Source organism: Pseudonocardia sp. P-1 (assembly GCF_058111925.1).
The window spans coordinates 3,208,781-3,228,256 of the sequence record NZ_CM176614.1 but is presented as its reverse complement, the minus strand read 5'-3'; the positions used below and the strand labels follow the sequence as shown (position 1 = coordinate 3,228,256).

Here is a 19,476-nt window from a genome sequence, read left to right as displayed (position 1 = left end):
GGGCGGAGAGGTACGTGGATCAGAAGGGGGGCTCGTCGTCGGACGCGGCGCCACTGCCCGCGGGCGGGGCCGAACCCCAGGGGTCGTCATAGCCGCCGCCGGAGTTGCCTCCACCGCCGGAACCGCCGCCCTGTCGGGCGCCGCCGCCACCGCCGCCGTCGTAGCCACCGCCGCCACCGAAGCCACCGGAACCTCCGCCCCGGTTGACCTTGTTGACCTTGGCGGTCGCGTAGCGCAGGGACGGGCCGACCTCGTCGACCTCCATCTCCACGACGGTGCGCTTCTCGCCTTCCTTGGTCTCGAACGACCGCTGGCGCAGGCGACCCTGGACCACGACGCGCGCGCCGCGGGTCAGGGACTCGGCGACGTTCTCCGCCGCCTGGCGCCAGATGTTGCAGCGCAGGAAGAGCGCCTCGCCGTCCTTCCACTCGCCGGACTGGCGGTCGAAGGTGCGCGGGGTGGACGCCACGGTGAAGTTGGCGACCGCGGCGCCGGACGGGGTGAACCGCAGCTCGGGATCCGCCGTCAGGTTGCCCACGACGGTGATGACGGTCTCGCCGGCCATGACGGCTCCAATCAGCCGGCGGCGGGCGCCGGCGTGCGGGTGACGTCCTTGCGCAGGACCTTGGTGCGCAGCACGGACTCGTTCAGACCCAGCTGGCGGTCCAGCTCGGTGACGGTGGCCGGCTCGGCGGTGATGTCGAGGACCGCGTAGATGGCCTCGCCCTGCTTCTTGATCTCGTAGGCCAGGCGGCGCTTGCCCCAGACCTCGATCTTCTCGACCGATCCGCCGTCGTTCTTCACGACGGTGAGGAACTGCTCCAGGGACGGCTGCACGGTGCGCTCGTCCAGGCCGCCGTCGAGGATGACCATGACCTCGTAATGACGCATGAGAACCACTCACCTCCTATGGACTCGAAACGGTCACGGCCCGGACGGCCGTGACAGGAGGTTCTCAGTGCACCCCGACAGTTTCCGGCGGATGCGCGGGAGCTGCGGGGATGCCGGTACAGGCTAGCAACGGCCGTTCCGGCCCCGACCTGCGGGTACGCGGTTCCCCGGATCGCCGGGACGGGTCCGGGCGTGCCCGCGGAGACGCCGGCCGACGGACGGCTGTCCTTCGTCGCCGGCACCGGGGCCCGTCCTCGACGAACCGCTCGGGTGCCGTCACCGACGCCCGACCGGCGGCCCACGGCTGTCGGGGGTCCTCGCTACCGTGCCCGTATGCAGATCGGAGCACACGTCCGCGACGCCGAGGACCCTCTGGCCGCGGCCGCCGAGGTCGGCGCCGAGGTGATCCAGCTGTTCCTGTCCGACCCGCAGGGCTGGAAGAAGCCGCCGCCGCACCCACGGGCGGCGGAGCTGGCCGCGTCGGACGTCGCGGTGGTGGTGCACGCGCCCTACACCGCGAACGTCGCGTCCACGAACAACCGGATCCGCATCCCGAGCCGCAAGATCGTGCAGCAGCACCTGGCCGGGGCCGCCGAGGTCGGCGCGTTCGGCCTGGTCGTGCACGGCGGCCACGTCACGAAGGACGACGACCCGGCCGTCGGGATCGACAACTGGCGCAAGTTCGTCGAGCGCCAGGCCGGGGAGCACGGCTTCGACGTGCCCGTCCTGATCGAGAACACCGCGGGCGGGGACAACGCCATGGCCCGCCGGTTCGACGCGCTGGGCCGGCTGTGGGACGCGGTGGGCGAGTTCGGCGTCGGGTTCTGCCTGGACACCTGTCACGCCTTCGCCGGTGGCGAGGAGCTGGCCGGGATCGTCGAGCGGGTCCGGGGGATCACCGGGCGGATCGACCTGATCCACCTGAACAACTCGCGCGACACGTTCGACTCCGCCCGCGACCGGCACGCCAACATCGACGACGGGACGATCCCGCCGGACGAGCTGGCCGCCGTCGTCGCGGCGGCGGGGGCACCGGTCGTGGTGGAGACCCCGGCCGAGGGACAGGCCCGCGACATCGCGTTCCTGCGGGAGCACACCTGAGGAGGCCTCAGGCGGTACCGGTGAGCCAGCCGGACGGCGTGAGCCCCGCCCCGATCTGCAGCCGCGGGGCGTACTGGTCGACGTAGACCCGGGCGGTGAGCTCGCGCCTGCTGCGGACGCGGTGGCCAGCGGGACGATCTCCGGCGGGCGGGCCTCCTCGATCGTCACGACGACCTTCCCCGAGGCCCCCGTCCGGCCCGGCCAGCGGCGACGCGTGCGCCACCACCCAGTGCCCGGAGCGCGTCCGCAGCCGGGTCCGCGGCAGCTGCACCAGGTGCCCGTACCGGGACGACGACACCCGGCGCCGGCCGGCCACGCTGAAGCGCCGCGTCGACCCGGAGGGCGTGTTCGGCGGGCCCGTCCGCACCTGAGACCCCGGTTCCGGGAGTCCTCAGCGCCAGGCGAAGACCGGCTGCTCCAGGTGCGCGACCCGGGTCGCGCGCCCGTGCAGGACGACCTCGCGGAACTGGTGGAGCACCGCCCCGGTGGGGGCGTGGACGTAGCGGTCGAACAGCGGCACCTGGATCACCGGGGCGTCGGACTCGGGGATCGTGAGGAACCGGGGCTCGTGGTCGATCTCGGCCAGCGGCGGGCGGTGCAGCTCGGCGACCTCGTCCGGGTTGGGCGTCGGCTCGCCCGCGCCGCCGCCCCACAGCACGACCGGGGTGATGACGTAGCCGGAACGGGTCGGGTAGTCGTCGAGCAGACCGAGCACGCGGTCCGGGCCGAGCTCGAGCCCGATCTCCTCGGACACCTCGCGGCGCCCCGCCTGCTCGGCGGTCTCACCCGGGTCGAGCCGTCCGCCCGGAAGGGCCCACTGGCCGGAGTGCGCCCGCAGCGACCGGGCGCGCCGGGTCAGGACGAACGCGACCTCGTCGGCGAGACGGCCGTCGCCGGTGGCACCGGGGACCGGCAGCAGCGTCAGGGTGACGGCGGCGGCCCGCTTCCCCGCCCGGTCCGCCTCCGACGCGGCCCGGCGCTCGGCCGGGGGGAGCGTCGCCAGCGCCGCCTCGACACGCTCCCGCAGCTGGCGCTGCACCGGTTCCGGGACCACCACGTCGTCGGCCATGGCCCGATCGTCGCACCCGCCCGGGTGCCGCACAGGTTCCGTCGCCGCCGCACTCGTCACACCCGCTGCGGCGCCACCACACCCTGTGCGGCGACCGGCGGGACACATGCGGCGGCGCGAGGGGCAGCCGCAGTTCAGTCCGCGGGGTCGCGCCGGGGGCGGGCCGCCCGGGACGGCCACGGTTCGGGTGCGGCCGCGCGATCGGAGCGACCGGCGCGGCCGGAGCCCGCGGAACCGGCCGCGTCGCCGGACCGGGGCGTGCCGACGGAACCGGTGGGGCCGGGGCCGCCGCCGTCCCTCCGCCGTCGCCCGCCCCGTGCGGGCACGGCCGACGCGGAGGCCGTCACGGCGGGCACGCCGGACCGGGAGACCCGCGGGCCGACCGGCCACACGGGCTCCGGGTCCCGGCCGGGGTCGGTGCCGGGCCGCAGGATCTGCCGGACGACGAGCACGCACAGCGCGACCACCACGGCGTCGCGGACCAGCACGGTCACCAGGAACGGCTCCGGCGGCAGCCCCTTGTTCGCGACGCCGAGGTACTGGAACATCCGCGGCACCCAGACCAGCGCGTCGACGACCATCCACGCCAGCAGCAGCCGCCAGCGGGGCAGGGCGAGCACCGCGAGCGGGACCAGCCACAGCGAGTACTGCGGGCTCCACACCTTGTTGACCAGCAGGAACGCCGAGACCGTCAGGAAGGCCAGCTCGGCGACCGCGGGCGGGCGCGGCGCGCGCAGCGCGAGCCAGGCGATCGCGGCGAACGCCAGCACCATGAGCACCGCGGTGACGGTGTTGAGCACGGTGGGGGACTGCCCGTCGCCGAGCGGGCCGTCGAAGCCGGACCAGCCGGTGAACCAGTACAGCGAGTACCAGACCGAGTCCGGGTCGGCCGGTCGCGTGCGGTTGAGCAGGAAGAACTCGACCCAGCCGCGCGGCCAGGCCAGCGCGACCGGGAGGTTCACCGCCACCCAGGCGAGGGCCGCGGCACCGATCGTCCACGCGGCACGCGGGAGGCCTCCGTCGGCGCGGCGTCGCCAGCCGACGAGCAGCACCGGTAGCAGGAGCAGCAGCGGGTAGAGCTTGGCCGCGCCGCCGATCCCGAGCAGCACCCCGGCCCAGACCGGCCGGTCCCGGCGCAGCGCGAGCAGTGCCCCGGTCGCGAGCGCGACGGTGAGCGTGTCGAAGTTGGTGAACGCGTGCACCGCCACCAGCGGGGACAGCGCGACCAACGCGGCGTCCCACGGACGTTCCGGGCGGAGCATCAGCACCGCCCACACCACCACCAGCCAGGCCATGGCCAGCCAGATCGCTGTGACGTCGAAGTAGACGACGACGTCGAGCGCCGTCGGCAGCGGCAACCGCTCGGCCAGCCACTGCCAGCCGTCGGTCAGCTGCGCATTGAGGTACTGGAACATCCCGGTGACGACCGGGTACTCCATGTACCGGGCGGTGCGGGAGCCGTCGGCGGCGGTCTCGAACCAGGCGTCGCGGTAGGGGACGGCGTCGTCGGCGAGACCTTCCAGCCCGTAGAGCGGGACGGTGTCGGAGTAGCACATCGCGACGTACTGACGGTCGTTGCGCCAGTCCAGCGCGAGCGCACCGTCGGGGGTGCGGTACTGCTGCAGACAGGCCGCCTTGCCCAGCCAGCCCAGCGCCAGCACGACGACGGCGAGCAGCAGCACCACCCGCAGCGGGGTCCACCAGCGCGACCGTCCGACGAGTGCGTGCCGGCCCATCGGGCCTCCGGCGACCCGGCTCGCGGCGCGCGCCAGCGGCTCGGTCCAGGTCGGGATCTCCCGGTCCCGGACGCCCGCCCCCGGCGCGTCGCGGGGGCGGGTGGTGCGGCTCCGGGCCGGCCGCCTGCGGTCAGTTGTCGCCCCCGCGGCCCGGACGGTCCCGGCCCGCATCGGAGCCGGGCGGCGAGTCGCTGTTGCCGTCGCTGCCGGGGTTGCCGCTGCTGCCGTCGCCGGCCCCGTCCCCGGAGCCGTCGCCCGACGAGTCACCCCGGTCGCTGCGGTTCCCGCGGTCACCCCGGTCCCCGCGGTCCCCGCGGTCGCCGCGGTCGCCGCGGTCGCCGTTGTCGCGGCTGTCGCCGGGCTCCTGGGTGGTGGTCGTCTGCTGGTCGTCGCCCTGCCCGGAGTCGTTCGAGACGGCCCGGGCCGGAGCCTGGCCGATCGGCTCGAAGTCGGAGAACTGCTCCACCGGCGTCCCCTGCAGCACGTCGTTCATGAACGACTGCCAGATCGAGCCGGGCAGCATCCGCCCGTAGACCGGGCGGCCCGCGGAGTTCTTGATCGGGGTGTTGTCGTCGGTGCCGACCCACACCGCGGTGGACACCGACGGTGTGTAGCCGACGGTCCAGGCGTCGTTGTTCTGGCCCTGGACGCTGCTCTGCACGGTGCCGGTCTTCGCGGCGACCGGACGCCCGTCCAGCCCGATCCGCGACGAGCTCGCGACGTCGGTCATGGACTCGGTGACGTTGCGGGCGACCTCGGCCGGCATGACCTGCTGGCCGTTGTCGGTGCTGCCGCGGTCGTAGATGACCCGCCCGTCGCTGGCGGTGACCTTCGCGATCAGGAACGGGTCGCGCTTCATGCCGTCGGCCGCGAACGTGCCGTAGGCGGCGGCCATGTCCTCGGGGTGGACCTCTCGGTCACCCAGCGAGATGCCGCCGGTGGGGTTCGGCAGCAGGTCGGCGGGGATGCCGGCCTGGTGCGCGGCGTCGGCGACCCGCTGCGGGCCGACGTCGAGGCCCATCCGGTAGAAGACCGTGTTGATCGACTTGGTCATGGCCTCCTTCACCGAGCACCGGCCGCAGCTGACGCCCTCGGAGTTGGTGACCGTGGTGCCGGCGAGCTCCTGGGGGGAGGAGCCGTCGTAGATCGTGCCGAGACCGACCGGCGGGTTCGCCTGCAGCGCCGCCGCGAGCACGAACGGCTTGAACGACGAGCCGGGCTGCTTGAGCACCGAGGCGTAGTCGAGGCCGACACCGTTCTCCCCGCCGAAGTAGGCGATGACCGCGCCGGTCTTCGGGTTCACCGACACCAGCGAGGACCGCAGGTTGCCGGGCTGGCCGTCCATGACCTTCTCGACGGCCGTCGCCGCGTCCTCCTGGGCCTTCGGGTCGATCGTCGTGGTGACCGTCAGACCCTGGGTGTTGATCTCGGTCTCGGAGATCCCGAGCTTCTCCAGCTCGGCGCGGGCCGCGTTGTAGATGTGGCCCTTGTCGTCACCGGGGATGCCACCGCCCTCGGCCGCGGAGGCCTCGCGCCACTGCGGGAACCTCTGCTGCGCCCGGTCGGCCTGCGTCATCCAGCCCTGGGCGACCATGCCGTCGAGCACGAAGTTCCACCGCTGCTGGGACATCTCGAGGTTCTTCGCCGGGTCCCAGCGCGACGGCGACTGGATCAGCCCGGCGATCATCGCGCCCTCGGAGGCGTTCAGGTCCTGGACGTTCTTCCCGAAGTACGCCTGGCTGGCGGCCTGGACGCCGTAGGCGCCGCGACCCAGGTAGATCGCGTTCAGGTAGTTGCCGAGGATCTGCTCCTTGGTCATCTCCTTGGACATCTTCGCGGCCAGCACGACCTCGCGGAACTTGCGGAACAGCGAGTACTGGTCGTTGCCGGTGGTCACCTTGATGTACTGCTGGGTGATCGTCGAGCCGCCGCCGATCCCGCCGGAGAGCTGGTTGATCACCGCCCGCGCGATGCCGGTGATGTCGAAGCCGGGGTTGGAGAAGAACGTGCGGTCCTCGGCGGACAGCACGGCCTGCTGGACCGGCACCGGCACCTGGGACAGGTCGACGCTGATCCGGTTGACGTTGTCCGGCCGGACGGTCGCCAGCGGGGCGCCGTCGGTGTAGGTGAAGGTCGCCACCTGGGTGACGGCGATGTCGTCGGCGTTGGGGACCGGGAACACCAGCCAGCCGATCGCGAACGCGACGAGCGGGCCGATCACCGCGAACGCGGCGAGCCCGATCACCCAGCGCCGGAGCCGGCGACGACGGCCGGGCTTCTGCCGCCCGTCACCGCCGTCCCCGGGACCGCGACCGTCGGGACGACCGGGCGGTCCGGGCGGGCGGCCGCCACCGCCGCCACGACGGGCGGCCGTGGCCGGTGCCGCCGCGGCCGCCGCGGCACCGCGGGCCTGCGGAGGGCCGGTGCGCTGCGGGACGGCCGTGCGCGGACCGGCCTGGGCGGGCCGGACGACGGGGTCGAAGTGGCCGACCCCGGAGTCGTCGTGGGTCAGCAGCGGCGGAGGGGACTGGGGGACCGGGCGCGGCGGCGGCCCCGCGGGTGCGGGACGGCCGCCCACCGGTGGACGACCGGGGGCGGGGGCATCGGGGGACGGGGGCCCACGCCCGGTCGGGGTGCCGGCGGGGGCATCGGGGACGGGACCGCGGAGGACCGGGGGCGGGGGCGGCGGCGGGGTGCGCCGGGGGTCACGCTCGTCGTTCACCGGGCGGCTCCGTGGGATGCGGTGGACCGGATCCGCAGCGGCCCGGGCCGGGGGTGCCCGGGGCGGAGGGGATCCGGCAGCGGACCGGCGCGGTGCGCGCGGTCCGGGTGGTCGTGCTCGTCGGGCAGGGTGCCATCGGACTCAGCCACCCGCACTCCGCCGGCCGCGGCGGGGGCGGCCGGTGCCGAGGACGAACGAGCGGACCAGGTGGTTCCAACGGCACTCGGTGCACACCTCGACGACGTGCACGGAGAAGTCGGCGACCTGTGCCGCGAGCTGCTCGAGGTCCGCCGCGGAGCGGGCCGAGCCGGAGACGTGGCGCAGGCTCTCGCCGAACACCCACGAGACCTGGGCGAGCTCCTCGTGGCGGCAGACCGGACAGGCCCGACCGGCGGACGTGCCGTGGAAGCGCGCGGCGCGGAGCAGGTAGGCACCCGCATCGCACACCTCCTCACGTCCGACCCGGCCGGCCCGGACGTCGGCCAGCAGAGCACGGCGCTGCAGGGCGTAGTCCACCACCTGTCGCGGGCTGAGCACCCGGCCAGGGTACGCGGGACGGACCCGCGGACCCATCGCCGTCCCGCACGGGGCCCTGCGGGCACGACCGTTCCGTGCCTGGTCGGGGTACTCGTCCGGTCCGCGACCACCTGTGACGACGATCATGGAGGGGACGGATCGATGTATCGGACCGATAGGATGACCGGTCGGCGGTCCGCACGGAGGAGGTCGCGATGCTGGACTTCGCGGTCCTCGGCCTGCTCCAGGACGGTCCGCTGCACGGGTACGAGCTGCGCAAGCAGCTCGGCCGCAGGCTCGGCGGCTTCCGCGCGTTCTCCTACGGCTCGTTGTACCCGGCCCTGCGCCGGCTGCTGCGGGCCGGGTCGATCGCCGAGACCACCGACGAGGCGGGTGATCAGTACGGACGCGCTCCGGGACGGCTGCGACGGGGCAGGCGGGTCTACCGCATCACCCCGGCGGGCCGGGACCGGTTCGCGGCCATGCTCGCCGAGGCCGGCCCCCAGGCGTGGGAGGACGGAAGCTTCGACGTGCACCTGGCGTTCTTCGCGCGGACACCGGCGGAGACCAGGATCCGGATCCTGGAGGGCCGCAGACGGGCCGTCGAGGAACGCCGGGACGGTCTGCGCACCGCGCTCGGCAGGCCCTGCGAGGGGGTCGACCGCTACACCCGCGAGCTGCACCGGCTCGGGCTGGAGTGCTCCGAGCGCGAGGTGTGCTGGCTGAACGAGCTGATCGCGACCGAACGGGCCGAGCAGGGCGCCGCGGACGGACGCGACGAGAGGACCTTCCCCGGCGGCGGGCCATCCCGGCCCGCGACCGGCGGGGTACGACAGGACGAGACAACAGGAGGAGCCTGACATGAGCCAGGTTCGGGTGGCGGTCGTCGGCGTGGGCAACTGCGCGGCGTCGCTGGTCCAGGGGGTTCACTACTACGCGGACGCCGATCCGTCGACCCAGGTCCCCGGCCTGATGCACGTCGACTTCGGCGGGTACCACGTCCGGGACGTGACCTTCGTGGCCGCGTTCGACGTCGACGCGAAGAAGGTCGGTCAGGATCTCGCCGACGCGATCTCGGCCAGCGAGAACAACACGGTCAAGATCGCGGACGTGCCGCCGCTCGGGGTGACCGTGCAGCGCGGGCCGACCCTCGACGGTCTCGGCCGCTTCTACCGGGAGACCATCACCGAGGCCGACGGCGAGCCCGTCGACGTCGTGCAGGTGCTGCGCGACACCGGGGCCGACGTGCTGGTGTCCTACCTGCCGGTGGGCAGCGAGGACGCCGACCGGTTCTACGCGCAGGCCGCACTGGATGCGGGCGTCGCGTTCGTCAACGCGCTGCCGGTGTTCATCGCCTCGGACCCGGAGTGGGCGGAGAAGTTCCGCGCCGCCGGCGTCCCGATCGTCGGCGACGACATCAAGTCGCAGGTCGGCGCGACCATCACCCACCGGGTGCTGGCGAAGCTGTTCGAGGACCGCGGCGTGCAGCTGGACCGCACGATGCAGCTCAACGTGGGCGGGAACATGGACTTCCTGAACATGAAGGAGCTCGAGCGGCTGGAGTCCAAGAAGGTCTCCAAGACCCAGGCCGTCACCTCGCAGGTGGACCGGGACATGGGCAAGGGCAACGTGCACATCGGCCCGTCGGACTACGTGTCCTGGCTGGACGACCGCAAGTGGGCCTACGTCCGGCTCGAGGGCCGCGCGTTCGGTGACGTCCCGCTGAACCTGGAGTACAAGCTCGAGGTCTGGGACTCCCCGAACTCCGCGGGCATCATCATCGACGCGGTGCGGGCGGCCAAGATCGCGAAGGACCGCGGCATCGGCGGACCGATCCTGTCGGCGTCGAGCTACTTCATGAAGTCGCCGCCGGAGCAGTACCGCGACTCCGAGGCCCGCGACAAGGTCGAGGCGTTCATCCGGGGCGAGATCGACAGCTGATCCGTTTCTCGGTACAACGGCCCGGGGAAGACCATGCAGGTCATCCCCGGGCCGTTGCCGTACCGGAGACGTTCCGAAAGACGACATTACCGATCCGGAATGTTCTCGTTATTCGTCGTGAGCGCAGTCATGCAATGAATGTGCTCTGCGTCATTTATCTGAGCGATATCTGTTCGTAATGTGCGGTCCGGCCTTGTGCGACCACCGCCCATCCGGGGTGAGGGGTACAGGGTCACCGCCGGGCGACGACGCAGGCGGGTCGTGAGTGCCGTCGGTGTCCCCACCGGAACTCCCCCTTCGTACCGGCGCCCACGGGTCCCGCCCCGACCGCTCCTCCGGTGGTGCAACATCCCGAGGACCCCACCGTGCCCCAGCGTCATTCCGCTCCGGCGCTCCGCGTCGCCGTCGTGGCCACCACCGCCGCCGCGGCCGCAGTTCTGTCCGTGCTCCCCGCCGCCACCGCGGCACCCACGGACGCCGCCTCCGCGGCACCCGCCGCGGAGACCGTGACCCGTGACGTCGCCCCGGCCGCGAACGTCCTGCCGGCGCTCGGCTCGAACCCGGCCGCGCTGTCGGTCTCCTCCGCGGCGCAGGCCGCGGCCCCGGCCGCGCAGGCCGCCGCCGCGCGCAGCGGCGCGATGTCGACCGCGATGGCCCAGCTCGGCAAGCCCTACCGCTGGGGCGCCACCGGCCCGAGCGCGTTCGACTGCTCCGGCCTGGTCCACTACGCCTTCTCCAAGGCGGGCAAGGACCTGCCCCGCACCAGCCGGGCCCAGGCCCAGGTGGGCACCAAGGTGTCGAAGTCGAACCTGAAGCCCGGTGACCTGGTGTTCTTCTACAGCCCGGTCAGCCATGTCGGCATCTACATCGGCGGCGGCCAGATCGTGCACGCCTCCACCAGCGGCCAGCCGGTGAAGATCTCCGACATCGACCGGATGCCGTTCAACTCGGCCCGCCGGGTCTGAGAGAAGCCTGCGGAACGAGGCTCAGCTCTGAGCGCGCCCGCTCCCCGGTACGACGACCGGCCCCGTCCTCGCGCAGGACGGGGCCGGTCGTCGTAGGTTCACCGGGTGACCGCTCCGCGCCGCCCGCTCGCCCTGATCACCGGTGCCTCCCAGGGCATCGGCGCCGCCACCGCCCGGCTGCTCGCGCCGCGCTACGACCTGGTCCTGGGCGGCCGGGACGAGAAGCGGCTGGAGGCCCTGGCCGGTGAGCTGACCGAGGCGGGCCCGGTCGCGGTCCGCACCGTGGCGGTGGAGCTCACCGACGACGACGCGCTGGCCACGGCCCTCGACGGCATCGACCGGCTCGACGCGCTGGTCCACTCGGCCGGGGTCGGCGAGCTGGGCACCGTCGCGGAGACCACCGCGCAGACCTGGCGCCACCAGTTCGACGTCAACGTCGTCGCGGTCGCCGAGACGACCCGGCTGCTGCTGCCCGCGCTGCGCGCGGCGGGCGCCGACACCGGCGCCGACGTCGTACTCGTCAACTCCGGGTCCGGGATCACCGCCCGCGCGGGCTGGGGGTCCTACGCGGCGAGCAAGTTCGCGCTGCGCGCGTTCGGCGACGCCCTGCGCGCCGAGGAGTCCGGCCACGGCATCCGGGTCACCTCCGTGCACCCGGGCCGGGTGGACACGGCGATGCAGGAGCGGGTCGTCGCCCACGAGGGCGGCGAGTACGACGGCTCGCGGTTCCTGCGCCCCGAGTCGGTCGGTGCCGCGATCCTGGCCGCACTGACCGCGACCCGCGACGCGCACCTCACCGAGATCGTGGTGCGCCCGCAGGGCTGAGGGCCGACTGCTCGCGCAGCTCGTCGAGGGCCGCCAGCAGCGGTGGCGCCGCCGCCGCGGCGTCCCGGACCACCGCCAGGATCGTCCGCACCGGCGTGGGCCGCACGACCGGCACCGCGCAGGTCCCGGCCGGCAGGTCGACGGCGCCGAGCCGGGGGAGCACGGTGACGCCGATGCCGGCGGCGACGAAGGCCAACGCCGTGCGGTAGTCGTGGGCCTCGACGTGGAACGGCGGGCGGAACCCGGCGGCAGCGCAGGCCTCGATCAGGTTGCGCCGGCACCACCCGCGGGCGAAGTCGTTGTCCACCCACCGCTGCCCGGCCAGCTCCGCCAGGTCGACCTGCTCCGCCCCGGCCAGCGGGTGCCCCTCGGGCACCACCACGACGTAGGGGTCGTCGAGCAGGTGGTGCACCGAGAACCCGGGCCAGGCCTCGAACTCCGGTCGTTCGACGGCGATCTGCAGGTCCGACCGGTCGGCCGGGTCGTCGGGCAGCCACTCACGCAGGGCCAGGTCGAGCCGGACCCCCGGGAAACCGGTGGTCAGCCTGCGCACCACCCGCGGCATCCAGGCGGACCCGACGGAGGCGAAGTAGGCCACCGACAGCGACCCGGTGCGCCCCGTGCGCAGGTCCTCGACGAGTACCTGGGCCTCACCGAGCCGGGCGAGCACCGCGTCGGCCTGCTCGGCCAGCAGGAGCCCGGCCGCGGTCGGCCGCAGCCCGCGCCCCACCCGCTCGAACAGCACCAGGCCGGTCTCCCGGGCGAGTGCGGTGACGTGCTGGCTCACCGCCGAGGGCGTGTACCCCAGATTGGCGGCGGCGGACTGCACCGACCCACCGGCCACGACCGACCGGAAGATCATCAGGCGATGAGCGTCGAGCACGCGGACAAACGTACAGCAGAACTGAATCCAGAGGTAGAACATATCGCTGGTGCTGAACCGTGAGCGGTTCGACGATGTCTCCATGACCACCGTGAACCTGGGGCTGCTCGCCCTCACCACCCCCGCCACCCTCGCCGCGCTGTACCGGCTGTTCCGGGAACGACCGCGACGGTTGCCCGTCCGCACCGGCTACGACACCCGCCGGCCCACCCTGTGAGCGCCGCGACCCCGCCGGGACTGCTGCCGCTCGCCGCCGCGGCCACCACCGTCGTGCTCTGGGCCTCGGCCTTCGTGGGCATCCGCGCCGTCGGCCACGACCTGTCGCCGGGCGCGCTGGCCCTGGGACGGATGCTGGTCGGGGCCCTGACCCTGACCGCGATCCTGACCGTGGTCCGCGCCCGCAGACCCAGACCCGGCCCACCCCTGCCCCGCGGACGGTTGCTGGCGGCGGTCGTGATCTGGGGCGCGGCCTGGTTCGGCGTCTACAACCTCGCGCTGAACGCGGCCGAGCGGCACCTCGACGCGGGCACGACCGCGTTGCTGGTGAACGTGGCACCGGTGGTCGTCGCCGTGCTCGCCGGGCTGCTGCTCGGCGAGGGCTTCCCGGCACGGCTGCTGGCCGGGATGGCCGTCGCGTTCGCCGGGGTGGTGCTCATCGCGGCGGCGTCGTCGGCCGGGGGCGCCGACCTGTCCGGGGTGCTGCTGGGGCTGCTCGCCGCACTGGTCTACGCGGGCGCGGCCGTCGCGCAGAAGCGGCTGCTGCCCCGGGTCGACGCCCTGACGATGACCTGGACGGGCGCCGTCGCCGGGGCCGTCGCGCTGCTGCCGTTCCTGCCGTCGCTGGTCGCCGCGCTCGCCACCGCGCCGCCGACGGCCGTCGCCGGCGTCGTCTACCTGGGGGTGTTCCCGACCGGAGTCGCGTTCCTGACCTGGGGATACGCCCTGACCCGCACGACCGCGGGGCGGCTGGCCGCCACCACGTACGCGATCCCGCCGGTGGTCGTCGGACTGTCCTGGGCACTGCTCGGGGAGGTGCCCGCACCGGCCGCGCTGGCCGGCGGTCTGCTGTGCCTGGTCGGCGTCGCGGTCGCCACCCGTTCGGCTCCGCCCCGGGGGCGGGGATCGTCCGAACGACAGACCCCCGTGTCCCTCCCCGTCACTACGCTCGACGGGCATGGGGGAGTCCAGGGACGACGAGCGGTCCGTGATGCGGGTGTCGGACGCCGACCGCAGCGAGACCGCGGAACGGCTGAAGCTGGCGCACGACGAGGGCCGGCTGTCACTGATCGAGTACGACGAGCGGTTGCAGCAGGCCTACGCGGCGACCGTCCGCGCGGACCTCGACCGGCTGGTCACCGACCTGCCCGCGGTGGAACGCACGACGTTGCCGTCGGTGCGTGCCGAGACGGCGCAGGTGGAGAAGGCCGAGGCGAGGCGTGAGCACCTCACCGAGTGGCGCTCGTGGGCCGGCACCTCGGTCATCCTGACCGGCATCTGGGTGGTCACCGCGTTCGCCTCGTCCTCCGACGGGGAGGGACTCCCGTTCTTCTGGCCGATCTTCCCGATCGGGATCTGGGGGGCGGTCCTGGTCGCGCACTTCTTCTTCGGCTCCGGGGAGAAGGACGACGACTGAAGGGTCCCGCGGCGGCTGCCACGCGCACCGGGCCGGGCATAGAGTCGCCCCGTGCTCGACCCCGCCCGCCTCGACCTGTCCGCACTGGCGGACGCGCTCGAGGACCGCACGCCGGAGGTCACCTGGTACCTCGACCCGGCCGACGCCGAGGTGCACGGCGTGTCCGGCGACGACCGGCCCGGTCCGGACTGGGTGGAGATCCGGCCGGTGACCAGCCGGGAGTCCTACCGGGACATGTTCGACTTCACCGCGGGCGTGCAGCACCGGCGGGCCGCGGCGCTGCTGGACCGCGCGATCGACGGCCGGGGTGCGTTCCGCCGGTTCAAGAACACGCTGTTCGAGTTCCCCGAGGTCCGCGACCAGTGGTACCGCTTCCGCGACGCCCGTTCCCGCCGGCGCGCGGCGGACTGGCTGGTCGCGGCCGGCCTGATCGGTGCCGACGACGGCGAGCGGCTCAGGGCCCGCCACCCCGACCCGGACCCGTCCAACGACGACGTGCCCGCCGCCGTCGCCGACGACCTGGGCCTGCTCTACGGCCCCCGGCTGCGTCAGGTGCTGCTGTTCGGGTCCTGGGCGAGCGGGGAGGGCTCGGTCGAGTCCGCGATCGACCTGCTCGTGGTCCTCGACGACGACGGGTTCCCGATCCTGCCCTGGGAGGAGGTCCGCGCGATGGACGACGTGCTGTGGCAGCACACCCGGCGGACCGGGCTGACGATCAGCGTGCTGCCGGTCGGCCAGGGTGAGCTCGTCCGTGCCGCCGACCCGACGGTCGTGCGTGCCCGCGCCGAGGCGGTGCGGATCCGGTGACCCGGCGGGTGCACGGCGGGATCGCGCGGGCCCGGGTCGAGCTGGGCGGGGCCCGGGTGCTGGCCGAGAACGGCTTCGGCGACGCCGCGGTCTCCCGCGCGTTCCATGCCGCGTTCCGGGCCGCCGAGACCGCGCTGCTGGTGCTGGGGGAGACCCGCGCCGAGCATTCCGAGGTCGTCAGCGCGTTCGTCCGCCGGGTGGTGCGGGAACGGTCGCTGGACCCGCGGGCCGGGCGGCTGCTGCGGTCGCTCTACAACCGGCGGGCGCTGGCCGACCACTCGGACGTGACCGCCCCGGCGGCGGAGGCGCGCGCGGCCCTCGACGACGCCGCGTTCGTGCTCGACGCCGTGGAGGCCTGGCTCGCCGAGCCGGCCCTGTCCCGGCCGCCGGACCCGGGGACCGGGGCGACCCGGCGGCCGGAGAAGCCGGTCCGGCGCGGGTCCCGCGCCTGACCGGCCCGCCGGGCGCGCCCCCGGAAGTCGGAGAATCCGCGCACCGCCTGCAGGTGGTACGTCATGACGTGGCCCCTCTCGCCGTCCGACCACGGGCTGGTCGCTCGGACGAGGGGATGCCGCCGGGGGCCGCCGGCCGTTACGGCGCGCGGGTCAGAAGAAGTCCCCGCCGAAGTCGGAGTCGTTGTCGAACAGGCCCCCGCCCTCGAAGCCCCCCTGGTCGGCGCCGTCGAGGCCGCCGTCGGCACCGCCGTCGAAGCCCGGGTCGTCGAGGGCGGCCCCGTCGGCGTAGGCGGCCTGGTCGGCGCCGGCCATCCCGCTGAACAGCGAGGTGAACAGCAGCGCCGAACCGACGCCCCAGGCCCCGGCGACGAGTGCCGGCTTCCACCACGGCTCGGAGTACCAGCCGCGCGGCACCGGACGCCCGGCGACGGTCCCGCCGGGGTAGTAATGGCTGTTCCGGTCGGTCGGCTGCGGCGACGCGCCCAGACTGCGGCCCTCCACCTCGACCTCGCGGTCCTCGGTGACCTCACCGGCGCGGGACTGGCCCGGCAGCGGCGGCAGCTCGGGCCCGGGGTCCATGCCCATCGCCGTGCGTGCGGCGCGGATGTAGTAGAGACCCTCGTAGGCGGTCTCGGTGACCTGACGGCACTGCGCGGCCGTGCGCGCCTGCTCCATCTGCGAGCCCGCGGCGGTGTAGCGCTCGGCGGCGTCGGCCAGCGCCTGACGGCTCGGGTCGTCGGTCCCGGTCAGGGCCAGGACCTGGCCGCCGAGACGCTCCACCCAGCGCCGGGACTCGGCCTGGGCGTCCGCCAGAGCGGCGGCGGAGTCCGCGTTGTGCCGCCGTACCAGCCACACGACGGCCGCGACGACGGCCAGGACGACGATCAGGGTCAGGACTGCGCTCATGACGGACCTCCTGCCCGCTCAACGGGCAGGAGGTCGCCTGCGTTCCCTACCGGACGACGTTGACCAGGCGCCCCGGCACGACGATGACCTTCTTCGGCTCGGCGCCGTCCAGCGCGGCGACGACCTTCTCGTCGGCCAGCGCGGCCGCCCGGATGTCGTCCTGGGCGGCGTCGGCGGCGACGGTGACCCGCGAGCGGACCTTGCCGTTGACCTGGATCGGGTACTCGACGGTGTCCGCCACCAGGTAGCGCTCGTCGGCGACCGGGAACGGCGCGTAGGTCAGCGTGTCCTCGTGACCCAGCTTCTGCCACAGCTCCTCGGCGATGTGCGGGGCCAGTGGCGCCAGCATCAGCACCAGCGCCTCCGCGACCTCACGCTCCACCGGCGCCCCGCGCTTGGTCAGCGTGTTGTTCAGCTCGATCAGCTTCGCGGCGGCGGTGTTGTAGTGCAGCGCCGGGAAGTCCTCGCGCACACCGGCGATCGCCTTGTGCAGCGACCGCAGGATCTCCTCCGACGGCGCGTCCTCGACGACGGTCACCGCACCGGTGCCCTCGTCGACCAGGTTGCGCCACACCCGCTGCAGGAACCGCTGCGGGCCGACGACGTCCCGCGTCGACCACGGACGCGAGGCGTCCATCGGGCCGGTGTACATCTCGTACAGCCGGAAGGTGTCGGCGCCGTAGCGGTCGCACATGTCGTCGGGCGTCACGACGTTCTTCAGCGACTTGCCCATCTTCCCGTACTCCCGGGTGACGGGCTGCCTGTTCCACGTGAAACCGGCGCTCGTGCCGTCCTCGCCGACGACCTCGACGACCTCCTCCGCGGGCACGTAGGTCCCGCGGGCGTCGGTGTAGGCCCAGGCCTGGATGTAGCCCTGGTTGAACAGCTTCCGGAACGGCTCCTCGCTGCTCACGTGGCCCAGGTCGAACAGGACCTTGTGCCAGAACCGCGAGTACAGCAGGTGCAGCACGGCGTGCTCGACGCCGCCGACGTACAGGTCCACGCCGCCCGGGTCGGCGACCGACCGGGCCGCGTCCTTGCCGATCCAGTACTTCTCGGCCTCGGCGGAGACGAACCGCTCGGTGTTCTCCGGGTCCAGGTAGCGCAGGTAGTACCAGCACGACCCGGCCCACTGCGGCATCGTGTTCGTCTCGCGGCGGTACTGCTTCGGGCCGTCACCCAGGTCCAGCTCGACGGCCACCCACTCGTGCGCCCGGGACAGCGGCGGCTCCGGCTCGGAGTTCGCATCGTCCGGGGCGTAGGTCTTGGGCGAGTAGTCGTCGACGTCGGGCAGGACGACGGGCAGCTGGTCCTCGGGCAGCGCGATCGGGCCGTGCTCGTCCCAGACGACCGGGAACGGCTCGCCCCAGTAGCGCTGCCGGGAGAACAGCCAGTCGCGCAGCTTGTACTGCACGACGCCCTCGCCGGCGCCCTTCGCGGCCAGCCAGTCGATGATCGTGCGCTTGGCCTCGTCGACGCCCAGCCCGTCCAGGCTGATCTCGTCGTTCGCGGAGTTGATGGTCGGGCCGTCGCCGGTGTACGCGCCGCCGTCCCAGTCCGGCGGCGGCTGCACCGTGCGCACGTGCGGCAGCCCGAACGCGGCCGCGAAGTCCCAGTCCCGGGTGTCCTCGGCGGGCACCGCCATGATCGCGCCGGTGCCGTAGCCCATCAGTACGTAGTCGGCGACGAACACCGGGACGGCCGCGCCGTTCACCGGGTTGGTGGCGTACGCGCCGGTGAACACACCGGTCTTGTCCTTGTTCTCCTGGCGGTCCAGCTCGGACTTGCGCGCGGCCTCGGCGCGGTACGCCGCGACGGCCTCGGCGGGCGTCGCGGCGCCACCGGTCCAGCGCGGGTCGGTGCCGTCGGGCCACTGCCCGGGGACCAGGGAGGAGACCAGCGGGTGCTCGGGCGCCAGCACCATGTAGGTGGCGCCGAACAGGGTGTCCGGGCGGGTCGTGAAGACCTCGATCGCGTCCGCGCCGGACTGCACCGGGAACCGGACCCGGGCGCCCTCGGAGCGGCCGATCCAGTTGCGCTGCATCGCCTTGACCGACTCCGGCCAGTCGACCCGGTCCAGGTCGTCGGCCAGCCGGTCGGCGTAGGCGGTGATCCGCATCATCCACTGCTTGAGGTTGCGGCGGAAGACGGGGAAGTTGCCGCGCTCGGAGCGGCCGTCCGGGGTGACCTCCTCGTTCGCCAGCACGGTGCCCAGGCCGGGGCACCAGTTCACCGGCGCCTCGGAGATGTAGGCCAGCCGGTACCCGTCGACGGCGGCGCGCCGGTCGGCCTCGGACAGCTCGGCCCAGGGGCGGCCGTCGGGGGTCGGGCGGGTGCCGGCCTCGAACTCGGCGCGCAGCTCGGAGATCGGGCGGGCGCGGTCGGCGTCGGTGTCGTACCAGGACTCGAAGATCTCCCGGAAGATCCACTGGGTCCAGCGGTAGAACGCGATGTCGGTGGTGGACACCGAGCGACGCGGGTCGTGGCCCAGGCCCAGCTGGCGCAGCTGCTGCCGGTAGCGGGCGATGTTGGCCTCGGTCGTCGTCCGCGGGTGCGTCCCGGTCTGGACGGCGTACTGCTCGGCGGGCAGCCCGAAGGCGTCGAAGCCCATCGGGTGCAGCACGTTGTGGCCGTTCATCCGCAGGTAGCGGCCCAGCACGTCGGTGCCGATGAAGCCCAGCGGGTGCCCGACGTGCAGCCCCGCCCCGGAGGGGTAGGGGAACATGTCCATCAGGTAGACCTTCGGCTTCTCCGAGCCGGGCTGACCCGGGTCGGGGGCGTGGAAGGTCTGCTCGGTCTCCCAGAAGTCCTGCCACTTCCGCTCGATCCGGGCGGCCATCTCGGCGTCGTAGCGGTACGCCGGTCGGTCCGCACGCTGCTCGGACGCGGTCGTGGTCTCGGTGCTCATGTCCGTCTCACCTCGGGGATGCCTGTCGTGACGGCCCGACTCGGGGCCCGGAACACGTCGCGGCCCCTCGTGCGCATCACGCAGGAGGGGCCGTCGCGGCGCCGTGTTGTGGCTACGA

19 protein-coding genes and 2 pseudogenes are annotated in these 19,476 nt (G+C 73.6%); 11 read left to right on the top strand and 10 right to left on the bottom strand.

Translation table 11 applies throughout. From position 1 onward, the window contains the following. Positions 1 to 19 precede the first annotated feature (19 nt). Together AC0GKK_RS15845 and rpsF are read right to left on the bottom strand one after the other, a co-directional pair. Positions 20 to 565 (bottom strand): single-stranded DNA-binding protein, encoded by a 546-nt coding sequence (locus AC0GKK_RS15845; protein WP_251783330.1) that lies wholly within the window; start codon positions 563 to 565, stop codon positions 20 to 22. A gap of 11 nt (positions 566 to 576) precedes the next feature. Further along, a complete protein-coding gene (rpsF, locus tag AC0GKK_RS15840) occupies positions 577 to 891 on the bottom strand; it encodes a 30S ribosomal protein S6 (RefSeq protein ID WP_062398960.1) in 315 nt (104 codons plus the stop codon). A 333-nt stretch (positions 892 to 1,224) separates the two neighbouring features. On the opposite strand from rpsF, the gene AC0GKK_RS15835 reads away from it, so the two are divergent. Beyond that, the gene (locus AC0GKK_RS15835) at positions 1,225 to 1,992 is read left to right on the top strand and encodes a deoxyribonuclease IV (protein ID WP_489881965.1); all 768 of its coding nucleotides are present in this window, start codon (positions 1,225 to 1,227) and stop codon (positions 1,990 to 1,992) included. Between the two features lie 7 nt (positions 1,993 to 1,999). On the opposite strand, the gene AC0GKK_RS15830 is transcribed toward AC0GKK_RS15835, so the two are convergent. From AC0GKK_RS15830 to AC0GKK_RS15810, 5 genes are all read right to left on the bottom strand, one after another. Next, on the bottom strand, positions 2,000 to 2,263 hold the full coding sequence (locus AC0GKK_RS15830; protein ID WP_476653191.1) for a hypothetical protein: 264 nt from the start codon (positions 2,261 to 2,263) through the stop codon (positions 2,000 to 2,002). 120 nt (positions 2,264 to 2,383) lie between these two features. Then, positions 2,384 to 3,061, bottom strand: a complete 678-nt coding sequence (locus AC0GKK_RS15825) for an NUDIX hydrolase (RefSeq protein ID WP_073576122.1) — start codon at positions 3,059 to 3,061, stop codon at positions 2,384 to 2,386. A gap of 134 nt (positions 3,062 to 3,195) precedes the next feature. Then, positions 3,196 to 4,797 carry a glycosyltransferase family 87 protein gene (locus tag AC0GKK_RS15820; RefSeq protein ID WP_476653192.1) on the bottom strand — a complete coding sequence of 534 codons (1,602 nt, stop codon included), beginning with the start codon at positions 4,795 to 4,797 and terminating at the stop codon, positions 3,196 to 3,198. 130 nt (positions 4,798 to 4,927) lie between these two features. Continuing rightward, entirely contained in the window at positions 4,928 to 7,375 is a 2,448-nt protein-coding gene (locus AC0GKK_RS15815) for a transglycosylase domain-containing protein (protein WP_489881964.1), read from the bottom strand. 285 nt (positions 7,376 to 7,660) lie between these two features. Next, positions 7,661 to 8,056 carry a DUF5318 family protein gene (locus AC0GKK_RS15810; protein WP_073573684.1) on the bottom strand — a complete coding sequence of 132 codons (396 nt, stop codon included), beginning with the start codon at positions 8,054 to 8,056 and terminating at the stop codon, positions 7,661 to 7,663. A 194-nt stretch (positions 8,057 to 8,250) separates the two neighbouring features. Between AC0GKK_RS15810 and AC0GKK_RS15805 the strand changes: the two genes are divergently transcribed. The 4 genes from AC0GKK_RS15805 (at position 8,251) to AC0GKK_RS15790 (ending at position 11,766) form a co-directional block, all read left to right on the top strand. After that, positions 8,251 to 8,895: a PadR family transcriptional regulator gene (locus AC0GKK_RS15805; protein WP_226354439.1), complete on the top strand. Its 645-nt coding sequence runs from the start codon at positions 8,251 to 8,253 to the stop codon at positions 8,893 to 8,895. A gap of 1 nt (position 8,896) precedes the next feature. Further along, the gene (locus AC0GKK_RS15800; protein ID WP_062398977.1) at positions 8,897 to 9,976 is read left to right on the top strand and encodes an inositol-3-phosphate synthase; all 1,080 of its coding nucleotides are present in this window, start codon (positions 8,897 to 8,899) and stop codon (positions 9,974 to 9,976) included. 365 nt (positions 9,977 to 10,341) lie between these two features. Continuing rightward, the gene (locus tag AC0GKK_RS15795; RefSeq protein WP_238589730.1) at positions 10,342 to 10,941 is read left to right on the top strand and encodes a C40 family peptidase; all 600 of its coding nucleotides are present in this window, start codon (positions 10,342 to 10,344) and stop codon (positions 10,939 to 10,941) included. Between the two features lie 105 nt (positions 10,942 to 11,046). Continuing rightward, entirely contained in the window at positions 11,047 to 11,766 is a 720-nt protein-coding gene (locus tag AC0GKK_RS15790; protein ID WP_482638647.1) for an SDR family oxidoreductase, read from the top strand. Here AC0GKK_RS15790 and AC0GKK_RS15785 read toward each other — a convergent pair. After that, positions 11,735 to 12,649 (bottom strand): LysR family transcriptional regulator, encoded by a 915-nt coding sequence (locus AC0GKK_RS15785; protein WP_489881963.1) that lies wholly within the window; start codon positions 12,647 to 12,649, stop codon positions 11,735 to 11,737. The two genes, AC0GKK_RS15790 and AC0GKK_RS15785, sit on opposite strands and share 32 nt — an antisense overlap. A gap of 82 nt (positions 12,650 to 12,731) precedes the next feature. Between AC0GKK_RS15785 and AC0GKK_RS15780 the strand changes: the two genes are divergently transcribed. The 6 genes and pseudogenes from AC0GKK_RS15780 to AC0GKK_RS15755 all read left to right on the top strand — a co-directional run bounded on the left by AC0GKK_RS15780 (position 12,732) and on the right by AC0GKK_RS15755 (position 15,541). Further along, complete coding sequence (locus tag AC0GKK_RS15780) at positions 12,732 to 12,866, top strand: hypothetical protein (RefSeq protein WP_255497419.1); 135 nt, start codon at positions 12,732 to 12,734, stop codon at positions 12,864 to 12,866. Beyond that, a pseudogene (locus tag AC0GKK_RS15775) lies at positions 12,863 to 13,681 on the top strand (DMT family transporter); the annotation flags it as partial. The gene AC0GKK_RS15780 and the pseudogene AC0GKK_RS15775, both read left to right, overlap by 4 nt. Positions 13,682 to 13,823: 142 nt before the next feature. Then, a pseudogene (locus AC0GKK_RS15770) lies at positions 13,824 to 13,955 on the top strand (DUF1707 SHOCT-like domain-containing protein); the annotation flags it as partial. Between the two features lie 87 nt (positions 13,956 to 14,042). Further along, a complete protein-coding gene (locus tag AC0GKK_RS15765) occupies positions 14,043 to 14,282 on the top strand; it encodes a hypothetical protein (RefSeq protein ID WP_174525533.1) in 240 nt (79 codons plus the stop codon). A 51-nt stretch (positions 14,283 to 14,333) separates the two neighbouring features. Further along, the gene (locus AC0GKK_RS15760; protein ID WP_489881962.1) at positions 14,334 to 15,089 is read left to right on the top strand and encodes a UPF0158 family protein; all 756 of its coding nucleotides are present in this window, start codon (positions 14,334 to 14,336) and stop codon (positions 15,087 to 15,089) included. Further along, positions 15,086 to 15,541, top strand: a complete 456-nt coding sequence (locus AC0GKK_RS15755) for a HEPN domain-containing protein (protein ID WP_062398987.1) — start codon at positions 15,086 to 15,088, stop codon at positions 15,539 to 15,541. Before AC0GKK_RS15760 ends, AC0GKK_RS15755 begins: the two co-directional genes overlap by 4 nt. A gap of 153 nt (positions 15,542 to 15,694) precedes the next feature. On the opposite strand, the gene AC0GKK_RS15750 is transcribed toward AC0GKK_RS15755, so the two are convergent. Beyond that, positions 15,695 to 16,450, bottom strand: coding sequence for a hypothetical protein (locus AC0GKK_RS15750; protein ID WP_489881961.1), 756 nt, complete (start codon positions 16,448 to 16,450; stop codon positions 15,695 to 15,697). Between the two features lie 46 nt (positions 16,451 to 16,496). Further along, positions 16,497 to 19,358, bottom strand: coding sequence for a leucine--tRNA ligase (gene leuS / locus AC0GKK_RS15745; protein ID WP_489881960.1), 2,862 nt, complete (start codon positions 19,356 to 19,358; stop codon positions 16,497 to 16,499). Between the last annotated feature and the right edge of the window lie 118 nt (positions 19,359 to 19,476).

What these genes read in the sequence shown, in the direction of transcription:
- AC0GKK_RS15825 (WP_073576122.1), bottom strand. Translation starts at nt 3,061, where the DNA reads ATGGCCGACGACGTGGTGGTCCCGGAACCGGTGCAGCGCCAGCTGCGG.
- rpsF (WP_062398960.1), bottom strand. Translation starts at nt 891, where the DNA reads ATGCGTCATTACGAGGTCATGGTCATCCTCGACGGCGGCCTGGACGAG.
- AC0GKK_RS15780 (WP_255497419.1), top strand. Translation starts at nt 12,732, where the DNA reads ATGACCACCGTGAACCTGGGGCTGCTCGCCCTCACCACCCCCGCCACC.
- AC0GKK_RS15845 (WP_251783330.1), bottom strand. Translation starts at nt 565, where the DNA reads ATGGCCGGCGAGACCGTCATCACCGTCGTGGGCAACCTGACGGCGGAT.
- AC0GKK_RS15820 (WP_476653192.1), bottom strand. Translation starts at nt 4,797, where the DNA reads ATGGGCCGGCACGCACTCGTCGGACGGTCGCGCTGGTGGACCCCGCTG.
- AC0GKK_RS15835 (WP_489881965.1), top strand. Translation starts at nt 1,225, where the DNA reads ATGCAGATCGGAGCACACGTCCGCGACGCCGAGGACCCTCTGGCCGCG.
- AC0GKK_RS15805 (WP_226354439.1), top strand. Translation starts at nt 8,251, where the DNA reads ATGCTGGACTTCGCGGTCCTCGGCCTGCTCCAGGACGGTCCGCTGCAC.
- AC0GKK_RS15750 (WP_489881961.1), bottom strand. Translation starts at nt 16,450, where the DNA reads ATGAGCGCAGTCCTGACCCTGATCGTCGTCCTGGCCGTCGTCGCGGCC.
- AC0GKK_RS15800 (WP_062398977.1), top strand. Translation starts at nt 8,897, where the DNA reads ATGAGCCAGGTTCGGGTGGCGGTCGTCGGCGTGGGCAACTGCGCGGCG.
- leuS (WP_489881960.1), bottom strand. Translation starts at nt 19,358, where the DNA reads ATGAGCACCGAGACCACGACCGCGTCCGAGCAGCGTGCGGACCGACCG.